This window comes from Mycobacterium sp. (genome assembly GCF_049281135.1).
Classification (GTDB): domain Bacteria; phylum Actinomycetota; class Actinomycetes; order Mycobacteriales; family Mycobacteriaceae; genus Mycobacterium.
This window is the reverse complement of record NZ_JBAPRN010000400.1, coordinates 1-18,348: the sequence shown is the minus strand read 5'-3', so window position 1 is coordinate 18,348 and position 18,348 is coordinate 1. Positions and strand designations below refer to the sequence as shown.

At 66.3% G+C, this 18,348-nt stretch carries 19 protein-coding genes and 2 pseudogenes; 9 read left to right on the top strand and 12 right to left on the bottom strand.

The genetic code is table 11. The annotated features are described in order from the left end of the window. Positions 1-262 (bottom strand): annotated as a pseudogene (locus WAN02_RS16160) (cell surface protein); the annotation flags it as partial. A gap of 333 nt (positions 263-595) precedes the next feature. On the opposite strand from WAN02_RS16160, the gene WAN02_RS16155 reads away from it, so the two are divergent. From WAN02_RS16155 to WAN02_RS16135, 5 genes are read left to right on the top strand one after another with little or no spacing between them, the layout of a single operon-like run. Continuing rightward, a complete protein-coding gene (locus WAN02_RS16155) occupies positions 596-1,870 on the top strand; it encodes a class I SAM-dependent methyltransferase (protein WP_422265225.1) in 1,275 nt (424 codons plus the stop codon). Beyond that, positions 1,867-2,655 carry a DUF1295 domain-containing protein gene (locus WAN02_RS16150; RefSeq protein ID WP_422265224.1) on the top strand — a complete coding sequence of 263 codons (789 nt, stop codon included), beginning with the start codon at positions 1,867-1,869 and terminating at the stop codon, positions 2,653-2,655. Before WAN02_RS16155 ends, WAN02_RS16150 begins: the two co-directional genes overlap by 4 nt. 35 nt (positions 2,656-2,690) lie before the next feature. After that, positions 2,691-3,251: an ECF RNA polymerase sigma factor SigK gene (gene sigK / locus WAN02_RS16145; RefSeq protein ID WP_422265222.1), complete on the top strand. Its 561-nt coding sequence runs from the start codon at positions 2,691-2,693 to the stop codon at positions 3,249-3,251. Then, the gene (locus WAN02_RS16140; RefSeq protein WP_422265221.1) at positions 3,248-3,943 is read left to right on the top strand and encodes an anti-sigma factor; all 696 of its coding nucleotides are present in this window, start codon (positions 3,248-3,250) and stop codon (positions 3,941-3,943) included. Before sigK ends, WAN02_RS16140 begins: the two co-directional genes overlap by 4 nt. 14 nt (positions 3,944-3,957) lie before the next feature. Next, on the top strand, positions 3,958-5,427 hold the full coding sequence (locus tag WAN02_RS16135; protein ID WP_422265220.1) for an NAD(P)-binding protein: 1,470 nt from the start codon (positions 3,958-3,960) through the stop codon (positions 5,425-5,427). On the opposite strand, the gene WAN02_RS16130 is transcribed toward WAN02_RS16135, so the two are convergent. Both WAN02_RS16130 and WAN02_RS16125 read right to left on the bottom strand, forming a co-directional pair. After that, positions 5,392-6,234 carry a hypothetical protein gene (locus WAN02_RS16130; protein WP_422265219.1) on the bottom strand — a complete coding sequence of 281 codons (843 nt, stop codon included), beginning with the start codon at positions 6,232-6,234 and terminating at the stop codon, positions 5,392-5,394. The two genes, WAN02_RS16135 and WAN02_RS16130, sit on opposite strands and share 36 nt — an antisense overlap. A gap of 9 nt (positions 6,235-6,243) precedes the next feature. Next, positions 6,244-7,782 (bottom strand): aldehyde dehydrogenase family protein, encoded by a 1,539-nt coding sequence (locus WAN02_RS16125; RefSeq protein ID WP_422265217.1) that lies wholly within the window; start codon positions 7,780-7,782, stop codon positions 6,244-6,246. A 107-nt stretch (positions 7,783-7,889) separates the two neighbouring features. Here WAN02_RS16125 and WAN02_RS16120 point away from each other — a divergent pair, with 107 nt between their 5' ends. Next, positions 7,890-8,723: an SMP-30/gluconolactonase/LRE family protein gene (locus tag WAN02_RS16120; RefSeq protein ID WP_422265215.1), complete on the top strand. Its 834-nt coding sequence runs from the start codon at positions 7,890-7,892 to the stop codon at positions 8,721-8,723. On the opposite strand, the gene WAN02_RS16115 is transcribed toward WAN02_RS16120, so the two are convergent. Continuing rightward, entirely contained in the window at positions 8,720-9,235 is a 516-nt protein-coding gene (locus WAN02_RS16115) for a mycothiol transferase (RefSeq protein WP_422265214.1), read from the bottom strand. The genes WAN02_RS16120 and WAN02_RS16115 overlap by 4 nt on opposite strands. An 11-nt stretch (positions 9,236-9,246) precedes the next feature. Next, a pseudogene (locus WAN02_RS16110) lies at positions 9,247-9,518 on the bottom strand (VOC family protein). Positions 9,519-9,564: 46 nt separating this feature from the next. Here WAN02_RS16110 and WAN02_RS16105 point away from each other — a divergent pair. Then, a complete protein-coding gene (locus tag WAN02_RS16105; RefSeq protein ID WP_422265213.1) occupies positions 9,565-11,286 on the top strand; it encodes an N-acyl-D-amino-acid deacylase family protein in 1,722 nt (573 codons plus the stop codon). A 51-nt stretch (positions 11,287-11,337) separates the two neighbouring features. Here WAN02_RS16105 and WAN02_RS16100 read toward each other — a convergent pair whose 3' ends face one another. Then, positions 11,338-11,655 (bottom strand): heme-binding protein, encoded by a 318-nt coding sequence (locus WAN02_RS16100; RefSeq protein ID WP_422265212.1) that lies wholly within the window; start codon positions 11,653-11,655, stop codon positions 11,338-11,340. Positions 11,656-11,823: 168 nt separating this feature from the next. Between WAN02_RS16100 and WAN02_RS16095 the strand changes: the two genes are divergently transcribed. Then, a complete protein-coding gene (locus tag WAN02_RS16095; protein WP_422265223.1) occupies positions 11,824-12,387 on the top strand; it encodes a carboxymuconolactone decarboxylase family protein in 564 nt (187 codons plus the stop codon). Here WAN02_RS16095 and WAN02_RS16090 read toward each other — a convergent pair. The 3 genes from WAN02_RS16090 to WAN02_RS16080 form a co-directional block, all read right to left on the bottom strand. Beyond that, positions 12,376-13,200, bottom strand: a complete 825-nt coding sequence (locus tag WAN02_RS16090; protein ID WP_422265211.1) for an SDR family NAD(P)-dependent oxidoreductase — start codon at positions 13,198-13,200, stop codon at positions 12,376-12,378. The two genes, WAN02_RS16095 and WAN02_RS16090, sit on opposite strands and share 12 nt — an antisense overlap. A 78-nt stretch (positions 13,201-13,278) precedes the next feature. Further along, entirely contained in the window at positions 13,279-14,904 is a 1,626-nt protein-coding gene (groL, locus tag WAN02_RS16085) for a chaperonin GroEL (protein WP_422265209.1), read from the bottom strand. 180 nt (positions 14,905-15,084) lie between these two features. Continuing rightward, entirely contained in the window at positions 15,085-15,651 is a 567-nt protein-coding gene (locus WAN02_RS16080) for a TetR/AcrR family transcriptional regulator (protein WP_422265208.1), read from the bottom strand. A gap of 100 nt (positions 15,652-15,751) precedes the next feature. Here WAN02_RS16080 and WAN02_RS16075 point away from each other — a divergent pair, with 100 nt between their 5' ends. After that, positions 15,752-16,660 (top strand): SDR family NAD(P)-dependent oxidoreductase, encoded by a 909-nt coding sequence (locus WAN02_RS16075; RefSeq protein ID WP_422265206.1) that lies wholly within the window; start codon positions 15,752-15,754, stop codon positions 16,658-16,660. On the opposite strand, the gene WAN02_RS16070 is transcribed toward WAN02_RS16075, so the two are convergent. The 3 genes from WAN02_RS16070 to WAN02_RS16060 form a co-directional block, all read right to left on the bottom strand. Next, entirely contained in the window at positions 16,657-17,358 is a 702-nt protein-coding gene (locus tag WAN02_RS16070; protein WP_422265205.1) for a M24 family metallopeptidase, read from the bottom strand. The genes WAN02_RS16075 and WAN02_RS16070 overlap by 4 nt on opposite strands. 26 nt (positions 17,359-17,384) lie before the next feature. After that, entirely contained in the window at positions 17,385-17,864 is a 480-nt protein-coding gene (locus WAN02_RS16065; protein WP_422265204.1) for a VOC family protein, read from the bottom strand. Between the two features lie 22 nt (positions 17,865-17,886). After that, a partial coding sequence (locus WAN02_RS16060; RefSeq protein ID WP_422265203.1) for a TetR/AcrR family transcriptional regulator occupies positions 17,887-18,348 on the bottom strand: 462 nt, incomplete at its 5' end.

Genomic DNA, 18,348 nt, shown 5'->3' with positions numbered 1-18,348 from the left:
GTGCGAACACCGTGTACTGGCCGTTGTTGAGGGTGTCGACGAGGTTGACGTTCGGGTTCAACTTGCCCGACAACGCCGCCGTCAAGGTCGACAGCATCGGGTTGTTGGAAGCCGCCGTCGCGACCGGGTCTTGTGCCATTCCGGCCACCGAAGCCGGACCATTGGGATGCATCGCGGCGTAGTCCGCGCATCCGGAGCCGATCAGGTCACTGGCCGGGGCCGCCGTGGCACCGGTCATGGCCGGAGCCGCCGAGCTGCTCATCGGCTGCGCGCTGGACTGTTGCCCCGAGTCGGTTTTGGTGCTCGAACACGCCGAGAACCCCAGCGCCGCAAGCGCCGCGAAACCCACCGCGAGTGTCTTCCTCTGCCCGTCCTTCATCCCGCTTAACTCCTTTGTCATCGCGGCCTGCGCCGCTACTTTGTCACTGGATGCAAGGCATTCGGAGCAGTCCGCGGGAGGGATGGGTCACACGCGTCGATCGTTGTGACAGCCGTCGCTCAACCGCAAGGCCGTCCGCTCCGAATACGTGGTGTGCAACAACCATGTCACCTCTATGTTGTGGACGACGTCCCGGAGATTGAGCCCGACGCTTCCCTGGTGCTCGTCAGCAGCCAAAGCACCCCAACAGCAACCGATTCGGACTGCTGGCCCGAGGTCTTTGCAACGCCGTCTGGACCGGTGGCCGCCGCATCGGCGATGTTCGCCGACCGGCTGCTTCGCCGCGCCGTCGCCGGCCTGCCGATGCGGGTGGCCTACCCCGACGGCACGGTGATCGGCGCCGGCGACCCATCGTCACCGACGCTGACCGTCCACGATCCGGACCGGCTGGCGCGCCGGATGGGACGCCATCGACTCGTCGGCTTCGGCGAGTCCTACATGGCCGGCGAATGGGAGTCGACAGATCTGGTCGCGGTGCTGACCATCATGGCGCCGGCGCTGAACCATCTCGCCCGGCGCGGACTGCGCTGGCTCAAACCGCTCGCGATCGCAGCTCAGGCGGGCGTGCCGCGAGTCAGCCGGGAGCAGATGCACCGCAATATCGCCGCGCACTACGACGACGTGTCCAGCGATCTGTTCATCGAGTTCCTCGACGAGACCATGACGTACTCGAGCGCGCTGTTCGATCACCTGCCGGCGTCGTGGCCCGACCTGGCCCAAGCGCAACGACGCAAGATCGACCTACTGCTGGATGAGGCCGCCGTCGGACCCGGCACCCGACTGCTGGAGATCGGCACCGGATGGGGCGAATTGAGCATCCGCGCGGCCGCCCGCGGCGCCCACGTCCGCTCCGTCACCCCCTCGGACCGCCAGGGTTGGCTGGCGCGCCAACGAATCGCCGCTGCCGGCAAATCCGATCGGGTGCGCATTGATGTGTGCGATTATCGCGACATCGACGGACACTACGACGCCGTGATTTCGGTGGAGATGGTCGAGGCCGTGGGGCATCGCTCATGGCCGGATTTCCTGAGCACCCTGGGCCGGCTGGTCAAACCCGGCGGGCACGTGGTGATCCAGGCGATCACCATGCCCCACGCGGACATGCTCGCCACCCGCAACAGCCAGACCTGGATCCAGAAGTACATCTTCCCCGGCGGACAGATTCCGTCAGCCAAAGCTCTGCTCTCAATCGCCCAGCGGGACAGCGCATTACGCTTGTTCGACATGATCTCGCTGAGCGACCACTACGCGGAAACGCTGCGGCTCTGGCGCGAGCGATTTATGCAACGCCGAAAGACGCTGTCGCACATCGGCTTCGACGAGGTCTTCGCGCGGATGTGGGAGCTGTACCTGGCGGACCGGGAAGCCGGATTCCGGTCGGGCAATCTCAACGTCTACCAGTGGACGTTCGTCAATTCAGCCGCGCCATGATCGGCGACTTCGCCGTGGTCTCGGGCGCGTCGATTGCGGCGCTGATTGTGGTGCACGCCATCACTTTCGCCATCGGCCACCGCATCGGCCGCTACAACGTCGTCGACGTCGCCTGGGGACTGGGCTTCATCGCCGTCGCGGCTGTCGCCGCGGTTCTCGGCACCGGCGACCCGACCCGCCGGTGGCTGTTGCTGGCGCTGGTCGCGATCTGGGGTCTGCGGCTGAGCGGATACCTCTACCGACGGTCAGCCGGGCAAGGCGAAGATCCGCGCTATGCCGACCTGCTGCGCGACGCCACCCTCGGCCAGATTCTGGGCAAGGTGTTCGTGCTGCAGGGCTTCGCCACCTGGTTCATCTCGCTGCCGTTGCAACTCTCCGCGGTCGCCGGGCCCACCCCACGGCCTTGGCTGGCCGCCACCCTGGCCGGCCTGCTGGTGTGGTTGACAGGTGTCTTCTTCGAAGCCATCGGCGACCATCAACTGCGGGTATTCAAGGCCGACCCGAGCCATCGCGGTCTGTTGATGGACCGCGGGCTGTGGGCCTGGACACGTCACCCGAACTACTTCGGCGACGCGTCGGTGTGGTGGGGACTGTGGCTGATCACTCTGACCGCGTGGTGGTCACTGGCCACGGTGCTCTCCCCCGTGCTCATGACGTATTTCCTGGTTCACGCCACCGGAGCCCGGCTCACCGAGAAGTACATGCGGGGCCGTCCGGGCTTCACCGAATACCAGCAACGGACATCGTTTTTCATTCCGCGCCCGCCCCGATCGGCGCGATCATGACGACCGCGGTTGCTGAGCGGATAGGCTACCGACCGATGACCGAAGCAACACACGGTAGCGAGCTGGATTCATTGCTGCGGCGGGTGGCGCACCACGACGCTGACGCGTTCGCTGCGCTCTATGACCGCACCAGGGCCCGGGTCTTCGGGTTGATCACCCGCGTGCTGCGCGACTCCGGCTACAGCGAGGAGACCACGCAGGAGGTCTATCTGGAGGTGTGGCGGACCGCGAAGGCGTACGACTCCGCCAAGGGCTCCGCGATGGCCTGGCTGATGACGATGGCGCACCGCCGCGCTATCGACCGGGTGCGTTCGGAGCAGTCCGCCGGCCAGCGGGAGTCGCGGTATGGCGCGGCCACCGTCGACCGGCCCGGCGATCTGGTCGCCGATTCGGCGATCGCCGCTGACGAGCGCCGCCGGGTGGCGGCCTGCCTGGATTCGCTTACCGACGTGCAACGGCAGTGCATCGAGTTGGCCTACTACGGCGGATTGACGTACGCCGAAGTCGCACAGCGGTTGTCGGCCAACCTGTCGACGATCAAGTCGCGGATGCGTGACGCATTGCGCGGTCTCCGCGGCTGCCTGGGGGTGACATGACCGAGCCGAACCCATTCGAACTGCTCGAGCTGGCCACGCCTTACGCGATGAACGCCATCTCCGACAGCGAGCGCGCGGCCATCGACCGGCTACTCGCAGCGGCGCCGACCACGGTTGCCGGTGCCTTCGAAGAGGAAGTGCGCGTCGTGCGGGAGACGATGGCCGTGATCTCGGCGGCGACGGCTGCCGAACCACCGGACCGGTTGCGCGCCGCGGTGCTGGCCGGCGCGCAGTCCGATACCGCCCGCCGGTCTCGTTGGCGCAGGGCCGTCTTGGCCGCTGCGGCGGCGATCGTGGTGGCATTGGCGGCCTTCGGCGCCGGCATCGCGCTGCGACCGGCGCCCACACCGGCCACGGCCGAGCAGATCATGGCCGCACCCGACGTGCGGTCGGTCTCGGCCGATGTGGCCGGCGGGAAGGCGACAGTGGTGTTCTCGCGGGATATGAATGCCGGCATGCTGCTGCTGAATAACGTGCCGCCGCCTTCGCAGGGAACCGTGTATGAAATGTGGCTGGTTGGCGACAACGGCCCGGTTGCGGCGGGCACCATGGACACCGCAGCCATCACGCCGTCGACCACACACATGTTCACCGACCTCGGGCATTCCAGCATGCTGGCGTTCACCGTCGAACCCGGCAGCGGCTCCCCGCAGCCGACCGGGAAGATCTTCGCCAAACTGTCGCTGACCTAGCCAGCTCCGCCGGATTGGGGAATCCGATAGCGTCGCCACCACGGGGAGGAACTGGTGTGACAACACTCGAGACGGATTACCTGGTCGTCGGGGCGGGCGCGATGGGCATGGCGTTCACCGACACCCTGGTGACCGAGAGCGGCGCCCAGGTGGTGATTGTCGACCGCGGCCATGCGCCCGGTGGGCACTGGAACCGGGCTTACCCGTTTGTTCGTCTGCATCAGCCGTCGGCGTACTACGGCGTGAACTCCCGCGGGCTGGGCAGCGACAGCATCGACCAGCTCGGCTGGAACAAGGGGCTGTACGAGCTGGCCACGGTCGGCGAGATCTGCGCCTACTTCGAACGGGTGATGCACCAGGACCTGCTACCCAGTGGGCAAGTGTCGTACTTCCCGATGGCCGAGTATCTGGGCGACGGGCGATTTCGCACGCTGGCCGGCGGCGACCACACCGTCCACGTCCGCAAACGCGTCGTGGACGCGACGTACCTGCAGACCACGGTGCCCTCGATGCGCCCGCCCGCATACGACGTCGCCGACGGCGTCGACTGCGTGCCGCCCAACGACATGCCTGCCTTCGCGGCCGACCGCGAACGTTTCGTCATCGTCGGCGCCGGCAAAACCGGTATCGACGCCTGTTTGTGGTTGCTGCGCAACGGAATCCCACCCGAGCGGCTGACCTGGATCATGCCGCGCGATTCATGGCTGATGGATCGCGCCAACATCCAGCCCGGCCCGCATTTCGTGGAGCGGTTCCAAGCCTGCTTCGCCCAGCGGTTGGTCGCGATCGACGCCGCCACATCGGTGGCCGACCTGTTCGAACGGCTGGAGGCCTGCGGCAACCTGCTGCGGCTGGACTCGGCGGTGCAGCCGACCATGTATCGCTGCGCGAACGTGACGAAGACCGAACTAGAACAGTTGCAACGCATCCGCGACGTCGTGCGGATGGGGCGCGTCGAGTGCATCGAGCCCGGCAAAGTGGTGCTGGCCGACGGCGGAGTCACCGTTGACGGTTCGGCGCTCTTCGTCGATTGCAGTGCCGACGGTCTGGAAAAGCGTTCGGCAGAAACCGTTTTCGATGGAGGCCGGATCACACTGCAGAGCGTGCGCGGCTGTCAGCAAGTGTTCAGCTCCGGCCTGATCGCCCACGTCGAAGCCGCGTACGGCGACGACGCGACGCGAAACCGGCTGTGCCAACCGGTGCCTCATCCCAATACTGATCTGGACTGGTTGACCACGACGCTCGCCGAGCAGCGCAATCAGATCGGCTGGTTCGAGGATCCCGACCTGATGGACTGGCTGTGCGCGGCGCGACTCGACCTGATGCGGCACATGTACGCGCCGCTGATCGGCAAGTCGCAGGAGGTGCGCGACAAAGTGTTCGGCATGATCACCACGGGCTTGCGATCGGCCAACGACAAGCTGGACGCCCTACTGAGCGAACACCTTTCAGCTCTTCCGCAGGCTGCCGAGGCCAGCCGCTAACACGCCGAGCACCACCAGCGCGCCGCCCCCGGCCAATATCAGGTCAAGCCAGTCGTGCAGGCTGCTCTCGGCCTGGCCGACCATCACGTCGGCGATCCCGCGGATACCGCCGGTCGTGTTGTTGAGCGTGTCGTTGATCGGGTAACGAGCCAGTTCGATGGCGGCCCATCCCGCGGCACCGACCAGCAACGCGGAGATTCCGAGGCTGGCCAGCGCGCGGCCACGGCTGCGGGCGGCGGCCAGGGTCAGCAGTGCGAAGACGCCTGCCAGCGCCACCACGCCGATGGAAGCCCACAGACCCCACGTGGCCAGCGGCCGTAACTGGCCAGGCTGCAACACCTTCGGCGTCGACACCGTGACCGGGACTCGGACGGTCTGTGGCACCTGCACGTTGTAGCTCGTCAACAGCTGTTCGAACGCGGTGTCCTTGAGCATGCCGGCCAGGTCGACGACCCACTGGTCACCCTCGGACTGCGTGTGCGCCCCGGTGAACATCCAGTCGTGCGCCAGCCGGTTTGCATCGGCGAACTGGGCTGGAAAGTCGGGCCCGGCGGTGTAGCCGGCCGCGACGGCGTGTACTTGCGCCGAGTCGACGTGGTGGCTGTGCTGATTGATCAGAACCGTTGCCTTAGTAGCGAGTTCGGCTGCCACCGCGGCCTGCAGCGCCTTATCGCCCGCCGCTTTGCGAGCCATTGCCGTGTACCCGTTGACGTCGACTACGTGGGTCTGTGTCCACACAGTCGGCACGGCGACAGCCAGCGCAACGGTGGCGCACAGCCACAACAGCGCCGTCAGCGCAAATCGCACGAAGCGATCCTACTTGGCGATGCGACGCGGGCGCGACAGCGCCATCCTGGTCATCATCTTGTTGACCCGCTTCAGCGCCTTGCGCGAATTGTGGTAATAGTTCTGGCCCGCACCGACATTGGTGCGGGGGCCGACAACGGTCTCGACGCGACAGAACTTGCGCAACCCGTCGGCGCCGCCGAACCGCGCCCCGATGCCCGACGTCTTCCAGCCGCCCATCGGCGCGGTCGTGCACATCAGGTTGGTGATCACGTCGTTGATGTTGACCGCACCGCAATCAAGCTGCAGTGCAACCTCTTTGGCGCGATCGAAGTCACGGGAGAACACCGATCCACTCAGCCCGTATTCGCTGTCGTTGGCCAGCCGGATCGCTTCCTCGACCGAACCGACCTTCATGATCGGCAGCGTGGGACCGAAGGTCTCCTCGGTCATGCAGGCCATCGAGTGGTCCACGTCGACGAGCACCGTGGGCGGATAAAAGCTGCCCGACGTGTTGGTGCGCCGGCCACCGGTCAATGCTTTCGCACCGGCGGCCACCGCCTCGCGGACGTGGCGTTCGGTCACCGACAGCTGCTGCTCATCGATCAGCGCCCCGAAATCGTGTCCCTCGCCGGCACCGACCTGCAATTCTTTGACGTCGCGAACCACGGCCTGGACGAACTGGTCGTATACCTGCTCGAGCACGTAGACCCGCTCCACCGAGACGCAGGTCTGCCCCGCGTTGAACATCGCTCCCCACACCGCCGCGTGGGCGGCGAGATCGACGTCGGCATCCTCGAGAACGATCATCGGATCCTTGCCGCCGAGTTCCAGGCTGACCGGCGTCAACCGGCGCGCGGCGCGTTCCATCACCTTGCTGCCAGTGGCGCTGGACCCAGTGAACTGCAGGTAGTCGACGTTGTCGACGACGGCCTCGGACACCGCACGGGCGCCCTGGGCCAGCTCGAACACCTGGGGTCCGCCGGATTCCTGCCAGCCGCGACGCAGCACCTCTGCGGTCAACGGGGTGCGCTCGGACGGCTTCAGCAGCACGGCGCAGCCCGCAGCCAGGGCGCCCAGTCCATCCATCAGCGCGTTGGCCACCGGGTAGTTCCACGGCGCGATGATGCCCACGACGGCCCGCGGCCGGTAGTGCAGGGTGATCTTCTTGATCGCCATGAACGGCAGTGCGGCCGGCCGCTTTTCGGGCGCCAGCGCCTTTTCCGCTGTCTTGATGTAGTACGAGATGATCATGATCAGCATCGGCACTTCCTGTGCGGCGTCGACCGCGGATTTACCGGTCTCCTTGATCAGCAGCTCTTCGATCTCGCCGCGGTGCTCACCCAGCCAGACCGCGAAGCGGGCCAGCACCTTGGCGCGCCCCGACGCTCCGCGCTGCTCCCAGTCGCGTTGTGCGGCGCGCAGCCCGGCAACGATGGTGGGCACGTCAGCCGGGTCGGTCCACTGCACCTCGCCTGCGATCGCGCCGTTCGCGGGACTGTGAATGGTGCCGGTGCCGGAGAAATCGGTGGTGCTGGGCGCGGTTTCGGGAGGCTTGATCGCGGTCATACGGGCCATCGTAGACGCGTGATTGTGACGCAGGTCGCACGCCCTCGACAGGTGTCAAGTTCGGTGGCCGGCCGATGAGTTTTTCTCGGGCAGGCAGTCTTATCTCCATGACCGTGTTGATGGACGGAATCACGTTTGGTGAATCGCCCCGCTGGCACGACAAGCGGGTCTGGTTCTCCGATTGGGGCGCGCATCAGGTGATCGCGCTCGATCCCCAGGACGGCCATGAGGTCGTGGTCAGCGTCGAGTCGTTTCCGATGTGCATCGACTTTTTGCCCGACGGGCGGCTGCTCGTCGTGGATTCGGCGCAGCGGCGCCTACTTCGTCGCGAACTCGACGGCTCGATCGTTGCCCATGCCGACCTGTCAGCCGTCTCGGAAAAACCATGGAACGACATCGTGGTGGACGCCCGCGGCAACGCTTACGTCAACACCATCGGCTTCGACTTCCCCGGTGGGGAGCCAGCACCTGGAAGCGTCGTACTCGTCACCCCAGCCGGGGCCGTCCGCAAGGTCGCAGACGATCTCGCCTTTCCCAATGGCATGGCGATCACCGCCGACGGCGAGACGTTGATCGTGGCCGAGTCTTATGGCAATCGGCTCACGGCCTACGACATCGGTCAAACCGGCGACTTGACGCGACGTCGGACGTGGGCGGAGGTGGGAGGAGACCACCCGGACGGCATCTGCATCGATGCCGAGGGGGCCGTCTGGTACGCCGACGTGGGAAACCGACACTGCGTTCGGGTGCGCGAGGGCGGCGAGGTTCTTGGCACGGTCGAACTCGATCGAGGCGCGTTCGCCTGCATACTCAGCCGCGGCGATCAGCAGCCACAACTCTATGTCGTGTGTCAGGAGTGGGGCGGCACGGAGCCACACCCAGGGCCGACCGGGCAGATCGTCGCCTTCCCGGCCCCGGCGCCAGGCGCGGGGAAGCCCTAGGGGGCGATACCCAGCAGGTACGCTGCCTGGCCGAGATGCTGCGCGCAGTCGTCGATGATGCTGACGATCCGGGCACTGGCGGTCACGGGCGGATCCCAGTTTCGGTCGACGATGCGCTCCAAGTCGTCGGCGGTGACGCCGGCGACGAACTCCAACGTCAGCTTGTGCACGGCGTGGTAGTAGCCGGTTAGCAGATCGACCGGCGCCTGCACTTTGGCCACCTCGGCCGGGCCGTGACCGAAGCCGGTGTCGTTGCGTGGCAGGTCGAGGCCGAACCGGTCCACCCAGGCGTCGGCGGTCCACACCTGCTCGACACCTGCGATCGGGGCGAGTTGAAAGTCCTGCACGCGCGCGCTGTGCCAGATCAGCCAGGCGATGCTGTTTGCGTCTGGAGCCGGCCGGTAGTTGGCAGTGTCGTCGGTGAGCCCATCGCTGATCTCGTCGACATGCTCGATCAACCGGGTGAACGAATCGCGCAGCAATTCCCTGGCAGAGGCATTGGGGTCAAACATACTCACCGACCCTACGCATGGCAGACGGCTTCGACATTGTTGCCGTCCGGGTCCCGGACGAAGGCGGCGAAGTAGCCCTCGCCGTACTCCGGCCACAGCCGCGGGCGTGCAGCGACTCGGCGCCCGACTCGACGGCGGCGTCATGAAACGCCTGCACCGCGTCGTGGTCGACGGCGTCACCGAAATCGAGTTGCCGCGGATAACCCAACACGCCCAGCACCCGGTCGTAGAACTCTTGCGGGCGGGCGTAGTCAGCACAGTTGATCCCGAAGTGATCGATCATCGAAACATCCTGGCATCAGAGACCGACACGGTCGTAGATTATTTAGATGACCTACGACCTCATCATCCGCAACGGCACCATCGTCGACGGGCTGGGAGGTGAGCCGTTCGTCGGCGACGTCGCCGTCAGCGACGGGGTCATCTCTGCGGTCGGATCGGTCAACGGCGCGGGCGCGACGCGGGACATCGACGCGGCCGGGTTGCTGGTCACGCCGGGCTTCGTCGACCTGCACACGCATTACGACGGTCAGTCCATCTGGTCGGACCGGTTGACGCCGTCGTCGGCGCACGGAGTGACCACCGTGGTGATGGGCAACTGCGGCGTCGGCTTCGCGCCGTGTCGCCAGGAGGACCACGACGTATTGGTCGACGTGATGGCCGGGGTCGAAGACATCCCCGGCGTGGTGATGACCGACGGCCTGCCGTGGAATTGGGAGACGTTCCCCGAGTACATGAAGGCCCTCGACGCGGGCAAGCGGGACATCGATGTGGCCGCCTACCTTCCGCACTCGCCGCTGCGGGTCTACGTAATGGGTCAGCGCGGCGCCGATCGCGAGCCGGCCACCGCCGAGGACCTGGCCAGGATGCGGGCGCTGGCCAAGGAGGCAATCGAGGTTGGGGCGCTGGGCTTCGCCACGTCCAGGTTCACCATTCACAAGACTGAAAGCGGTTCACCCATCCCCAGCTATGAGGCAGCCCGCGAGGAGATCGAAGAGATCGCGCGCGGTGTCGTCGACGGCGGCGGTGGACTGCTGCAATTCGTGCCCGACATTCCGGCCGGCGGCTACGAGTCCGTGCTGCAGACGGTTTTCGACGTCGCCGAGGACGTCGGGCTGCCGGTCACCTTCACGCTCGTCATCGGCAACATCGGCGACCCGACATGGCCGGACGCCATCAACATGATCGAGAAGGCCAACGCCGCCGGCGGCGACGTCACCGCGCAGCTGCTGCCACGCCCGATCGGTCTGATCATGGGATTGCAGCTGAGCGCCAACCCGTTCGTGCTCTACCCCAGCTACCGCGAGATCGCCGACCTGCCGCTGGCCGAGCGGGTGGCCGAGATGCGCAAGCCCGAAGTCCGCGCCCGCATCCTGGCCGACAAGCCCGGCGTCGGGCACCCGATCCTCGTCGTGACGCAGATGTGGGACTGGATCTTCCCACTCGGTGACGAACCTGACTACGAACCGGACCCGTCGACGAGCATCGCAGCCCGGGCCAGGGCCCGCGGGGTCCACCCAAGGGAAGAGGCCTACGACCGGCTGCTCGACGACGACGGCCGGGCCATGTTGCTGGTCGCGACGAGCAACCTGGAGAACAACTCACTGGACACCGTGGGCAACTTGCTGCATCGCGACGACGTGGTGCTGGGTCTGGGCGACGGCGGCGCACACTACGGAATGATCTGCGACGCAAGCTATTCGACGTACTTCCTGGCGCACTGGGCGCGCGACCGCAAGTCCGGCCGCTTCGAGGTGCCCGAGGCCGTGCGTCGACTCACCACGGTGCCGGCCCGCGTTGCCGGTCTCGGCGACCGCGGCCGCATCGCGGTGGGTTACAAGGCCGACCTCAACGTCATCGACCACGCGGCGCTGCGAATCCACAAGCCGGTGATCACCCATGACCTACCCGCCGGTGGTCGCCGACTGGACCAGACCGCCGACGGCTACGTCGCCACGATCGTCGCCGGCGAGGTGATCGCCGAGAACGGCGTGCCCACCGACGCGCGGCCCGGCAAGCTGGTCCGCGGCCGCCAGTCAGCCCCCGCCTGATCCCACCCGCCCCAGTGGCCGCTGGCTGGGCCGGGTGTGACGGAAAGTGCGTCAATTGGCGGACAGCGCGTCGAACAGCGCCGCCAACTGGTCCGGCGACACCGAGGCGTTGCACTTGCCCTTCAGGTCGAGCAGCGGCTGAGCGATGCCCTTCAACTCCAGCGCCTCGCCGACGTGGCTGAGGAAGTAGCCGCGAACCGAGGACTTGGCGTCGGCAGGTGGTTGGTTCACCGCGGCGGTCAGCACACTGTTGGCATCCGGATGGCTGTCCAGGTATCCGCTCGCCGCGTTCAGCACCCCGCTGGAGGTAGCAGCCAGCCCGCTAGCCGAGCACGGGTCGGGCACGGCGCCGGCGATTGGCGCAACCATGACGCAAAGAACGCTAGCGGGAATTACTCCAAAGATTATGCGCCGTAACGATTTTCCCATTATGTCGTTCCCTTCGTCCCCAACTGTTCGAATGTTCAGTAGATCAGTTACTCAGATTCGCGAAAAACCCGGCCTATCCTCGGTCGCATGAAACGCCTCGAGCACCAGGTGAGCCGCATCGAACCGCTTGCCCCGCCGTGGAACGAGGAAGACGCCGCGGGGATAAACAGCTGGGGTCACCCGGACCGCACCTACGAGCCGCTGCTCCTGGTTCGCTGCCTACAGCGCCACCCAGTGCTGGCCGGCCGGCTGCGCAAGCTGGGCGAGTCGCTGTACGTGGCTGCGCTCTTACCGCCACGCGCCCGGACCATCGCGATCCTTCGGACCTGCGCGCTGGTGGGCTGCGAGTACGAGTGGGGCGGACAGGCCGCATTCTGGGGTCCCATCGCGGGCGTCAGCGACGACGAGTGCGACGCGCTGGTGACTGGCAGTTCGGACGACGCGCGGTGGACCCTGGCCGATCGGACGGTGATCGAGGCGGTGGACGAACTGGAACGCACCGGGACGTGGTCGGACGCAACCTGGGCAGCGCTCGGCCGCGATCTCGACGACGAGCAACGGATCGAACTGCTCACGGCCGTCGGCTGGTACCGCACGATCTGCACGCTGTGCAACGCCCTCGCGCTGCCCGTGGAGGGCTGGATGCGTGAATGGCCCGCGTCAGTCCGGTGACCGGTCCCTACGGAGGCCCGGATGCTGACTTTTCAACAGCGGCATCAGCAGCCGTCGAGGCGTGAACTGGAACAGACGGGTGCTGAGCTGGCTCGGCAGCCCAGCGATCACCGTTCCGCGGTCGCCGTCGAGCGCGTCGACGCCGATGCGCGCTACGTCACGCGACGCCATCCACAGAAACTTCGGAAACGAGGCGGCGAAGGCCCGCTCATCCATGCCCGCGCTTTTCAGGAACTCGGTCCGCACCGGCCCCGGGCACAGCAATGCCACGGTGACACCGCTGCCGGCGAGTTCGCCACGCAGTCCTTCGCTGTACGACTTCACGAACGCCTTGGTGGCGCCGTAGCCGACCTGCCCCGGGAATGGGTGGAAGCCCGCGGTGGATCCGACGTTGAGAATCGCGCCGCGTCCACGCGGCACCATCTGCTGGACGGCGCGGGTCGTGAGATCGATGACGGCCTCGACGTTCACCCGCGCCTGGGCTATCTCAGCATCGACGGAGGTCTTGGTCACTGACCCGATGGTGCCGATCCCGGCGTTGTTGACCAGGATGTCGACGGTCAGACCTCTACTGCCCACCTCGTCGAAGAGCCTGGCACGCGCAGCCGCATCAGCGACGTCGCAGACGATCCACTCGACGCGAACCCGGCCCCCGAGTTCGTCGGCCAGTTCGCGCAGCTTGTCCTCGCGACGGGCGACGAGCGTGACACCGTGGCCGCGCTCGACCAGTTCGCGGGCGATGTCGGCGCCGATACCCGACGATGCACCCGTCACGACGGCGGTACTGGTGGGCGACGGCGTCGGAAGTGGCATTTCTCAACCCTACGGACCCACAAATACGAAAAACCCGGCCCCACCTGGGGACCGGGCTTCTCGTTGTCTGACGCGGACTTAGAAGTCCATACCGCCCATGCCACCGGTCGGGTCGCCGGCAGGAGCGGCGGCCTTCTCCGGCTTGTCGGCAACGACGGCCTCGGTGGTCAGGAACAGCGCCGCGATGGACGCCGCGTTCTGCAGCGCAGAACGCGTCACCTTGACCGGGTCGGCGACGCCCGCCTTGAGCAGGTCCTCGTACTCACCGGTTGCGGCGTTGAGCCCGACACCCGGCTTGGAGTTGGCGACCTTCTCGGCGACAACGCCGGGCTCCAGCCCGCCGTTGTAGGCGATCTGCTTCAGCGGAGCCGACAGTGCCACGCGCACGATGTTCGCGCCCGTCGCCTCGTCACCGGTGAGCTTCAGATCGTCCAGAGCCGGAGCCGACTGCAGCAGAGCCACGCCACCACCGGCGACGATGCCCTCTTCGACGGCGGCCTTGGCGTTACGCACGGCGTCCTCGATGCGGTGCTTGCGCTCCTTGAGCTCCACCTCGGTGGCAACACCGGCCTTGATCACCGCAACACCGCCGGCCAGCTTGGCCAGGCGCTCCTGCAGCTTCTCGCGGTCGTAGTCGGAGTCGCTGTTCTCGATCTCAGCACGGATCTGGGCCACCCGGCCGGCGATGGCGTCGGAGTCACCGGCGCCCTCGACGATGGTGGTCTCGTCCTTGTTGATGACTACCTTGCGAGCCTGACCCAGCAGCGTGATGTCAGCAGTCTCCAGCGAGAGGCCGACCTCCTCGCTGACGACCTGGCCACCGGTCAGGATCGCGATGTCCTGCAGCATGGCCTTGCGACGGTCGCCGAAGCCCGGCGCCTTGACGGCGACAGACTTGAAGGTGCCGCGGATCTTGTTGACCACCAGGGTCGACAGGGCTTCACCCTCGACGTCCTCGGCGATGATCAGCAACGGCTTGCCCGACTGAATGACCTTCTCCAGCAGCGGCAGCAGGTCCTTCACGGTCGAAACCTTCGACGACACCAGCAGGATGTAGGGGTCCTCCAGGACCGCTTCCTGACGCTCTGCGTCGGTCACGAAGTAACCCGAGATGTAGCCCTTGTCGAACCGCATACCCTCGGTGAGCTCGAGCTGCAGGCCGAACGTGTTGGACTCCTCGACGGTGATGACACCCTCGTTGCCAACCTTGTCCATGGCCTCGGCGATCAGATCGCCGATCTGGGTGTCGCCGGCCGAGATCGCGGCGGTGGCAGCGATCTGCTCCTTGGTCTCGACTTCCTTGGCCGACTTCAGCAGGGTCTCGGTGATCTTCTCGACGGCCTTCTCGATGCCGCGCTTGAGACCCAGCGGGTTGGCGCCGGCCGCGACGTTGCGCAGGCCCTCTTTGACCAGCGCCTGTGCGAGCACGGTGGCCGTGGTGGTGCCGTCACCCGCAACGTCGTCAGTCTTCTTGGCGACTTCCTTGACCAGCTCAGCGCCGATCTTCTCGTAGGGGTCCTCCAGCTCGATCTCCTTGGCGATGGAGACACCATCGTTGGTGATCGTGGGAGCGCCCCACTTCTTCTCCAGGACAACGTTGCGGCCCTTGGGACCCAACGTCACCTTTACCGCGTCGGCGAGGGCATTGAGGCCCCGCTCGAGGCCGCGACGGGCCTCTTCGTCGTACGCAATTATCTTGGACATTGCGAAGTGATTCCTCCGATTAGGGGGTGACACGTTCTTGGGCCGGGCGCAGTGCCCGCGACGGACGACCACAGTTGTGTACGGACTGCGCTCTCACCGTCCCGACCTAGCACTCACCGGTCGGGAGTGCCAGTGTCATTTTTAGCACTCGACCATATCGAGTGCAAGGAGAGGTCGCCCTTATCGCGACGGGCGTAAACCGTCGATGACGACGTCGGTCACTCGCCCGGCCCGCGCCTTGTCATAACCCTGCATAGCCTGGCAGCCGACCAGGATTGCCTTGATCTCGGGAACGTCGACGTCGGCGCGTACCGTCCCGGCCCGTTGTGCGGCCACCAGCAGCTCGCCGAGCAGGCCGCGGAACGCATCTTCGGCGTCGGGCGCGGCGGACGCGACGTCGATGCCCAGTCCGCCGAGCGCCTCGACCAGACCCTGATCCGTGGCACCGAAGTCCAAAACCATCGACCGCAGGAACGCGAAAAGCGCCTCGCTGGGGCCAAGATCGTCCAGCAGCGCCCGACCCGCGGCGATGATGTGCTGCATGCGGCTTTCGACGACCGCCGCGAACAGATCGTTTTTGGTCGGGAAGTGCCGGTAGACGGTGCCGGCGCCGACGCCCGCGCGACGGGCGATCTCGTCGATCGGCACCGACAACCCTTCGGCCGCGAATGTCTCATAGGCGGTTTCGAGCACCCGGGCACGGTTGAGCGCCGCGTCAGCGCGCAGCGGCTTCGCGGCTTGCACCATCGTTCACCCCCTACCGGTTGACAAAGCGGGGCGTACGTTCCGTATAGTGAAGCCAACCGGAGCGTACGCCCCGTTTACCATACAGCTTAGGGAGCTATTTGTGGCTAAGTGGACAACCGCCGACATTCCCGACCAGACCGGTCGTGTCGCCGTCATCACCGGGTCCAACACTGGACTCGGCTACGAAACCGCGGCCGCTCTGGCCGCCAAGGGCGCACACGTCGTGATGGCCGTGCGCGACCTGGACAAGGGCAAAGACGCCGCCGCCCTCATCCACAAGGCAAGTCCCAACGCCGACGTGGCGCTGCAGGAACTCGACTTGACGTCGCTGGACTCGATCCGCGCCGCCACGGAGCAGCTCCGCTCGACCCACGACCACATCGACCTGCTGATCAACAACGCCGGGGTGATGTACACGCCGAAGTCGCAGACCAAGGACGGCTTCGAAATGCAGTTCGGCACCAACCACCTGGGCCACTTCGCCTTCACCGGTCTACTGCTGGATCGGCTCCTGCCGGTCGCCGGTTCGCGGGTTGTGACGATCAGCAGCATGGGACACCGAATCCGCGCCGACATTCACTTCGACGATCTGCAGTGGGAACACAGCTACAACCGGGTCAAGGCCTACGGGCAGGCCAAGCTGTCCAACCTGCTGTTCACCTACGAGCTGCAACGACGGCTCGCCCCGCATGGCACGACCATCGCCGTGGCCGCCCACCCCGGCGGCTCGAACACCGAGCTGATGCGCCACCTGCCCGGCTGGGCTGCCTCCGTCTACCCGGTGATCGCACCGATCTTCCAGGACGCGTCGATGGGCGCCCTGCCGCAACTGCGGGCAGCGACCGACCCGGCGGTGTTTGGTGGGCAGTACTACGGACCCGACGGCTTCGGCCAGACCCGGGGCTACCCCAAGATCGTCGGCTCCAGCAAGAAGTCACACGATGCCGAGCGACAGCGCCGACTGTGGGCGGTGTCCGAGGAGCTCACCGGGGTTATGTATCCCGTTTAGCTCAGATCGAGCAGCTGCTCGTAAAAACCACCGAAGCGCCGCAGCGGGTCGATCAGGTGGATCTCCAGGATCCAGTGGCAGCGCCGACCGCTCGGGTCGGCGCGCCGCATCGGCTTGGTCGACCCGGGCATGATGTACCACTCGGTCGCGGTCCCGGCGATCTTTTTGTGCGGGAATTCCCCAACCAGATGACCGGCGATGTGGCTGCCCCACCCGAAGCCCTCGGCGCGTGCGGCCTCCACGGAGGCGTCGAACAACTCGGCGCCGGTGACGTCGGGGTGGTTCTCGAAATAGTCGCGACCGGCCTGCCACACCCGGGGCAGGGCATCGCGGACGGCCAGCTTGTCCGGATCGTCGCCGAGCACGTAGGTGCGCCCGAAGTCGGCCTCCCACTCCTCGAAGATCGGCCCGAAATCGAGGAACACGATGTCGTCGTCGACGACTACGCGGTCCGGCGGATGCTCCTTGAAAGGTTGCAGGGTGTTCTCGCCGGCCCGCACGATGCGCCGATGCCAGTGCCGGGTGACCCCGAACATCTGTCCGGCCAGGGCGTGGATCTCGTCGGACAATTCCTGCTCACCGACACCGGCCCGGATCAGCGCGCGTCGCTCGATCTCATCGAATAACTCTGCCGCCTTATCCTGTGCATCGAGAAGCCGTTCCGCGCGGGCGTTTTCGTCGGAGATCGGCTTTGTCACAACACCGATGCTAGTCGTCCGGCACTTCAGCCCCACTGCGCAAAGTAGGGGCGCTCCGGCTTGCTCTTCTCGACGAGGATGAACACCACACCCCACGGGTCGACGAACCATGTCGTGCGGACCCGCGCCACGTCGGCAATGCCGTCGACCAGAAAGCGCACGCCGTCGGCCTCGAGTTGGGCCCGGGTGGCGTCGAGGTCCTCGCAGATCAGCCCGACGTGCGACAAGCCGTGCTCGGTGAGGGCCGCCGCGCTGCGCTGATCGCCGCCGGCCACGCCGAGATACTCGATCACTTCGAGGACCCGATCGCCGTCGTCGTCGAAACCGACGATGGCCGCCTTCATCGTGGGGTCGGACACCAGCTGGCCCATGTCGTCGCGAATAGCGTCGCCGGCCATCACGTAGGGCGGCGACAGCACCCGCATGCCCAACACGTCGCGATAAAACGCCACTGCCGCTTCGCAGTCCGGCACGCAGACGCCGGTGTGCGCCAGTCCGGTAATCACCCTTTGAACATAACCGTCCGGTTCAACCTGTCAGGTCGCCATCGACGTAGTGCTGCAGATTGGGCGCGATAGCGGCGACCACTTCCTCTTCAGACATCGACGCGACGGGTTCGATCTTCCAGACGTAGCGCATCAGCGCGAAGCCCATCATCTGCGATCCGATGAGCCCGCTGCGGACCAGTCGGTCCCGTTCGTTGCTGCCGAGCTTCGACACTCCCATCAGGCTGCCTTCGACGACGCGCCGCAGCTTCTCGCGGGTCGACGGTTCGTGTGCGGCAGTCTGCAGAATGGCGCGCAGCGTCGGCCCGATCTCGTCGTCGGCCCAGCTGGCCAACAACAACGTGATCAAGGCCGTGCCGAGTTGGTCGACGGGCGTGGTCCAGACCTCGGCGACGCGCTCCAGCCATTTCTGCGGCGGGTTCGTAGCGGCGTCGAGCAGGCCTTCCTTCGACCCGAAGTAGTGGTAGACCAGCGCGGGATCGAC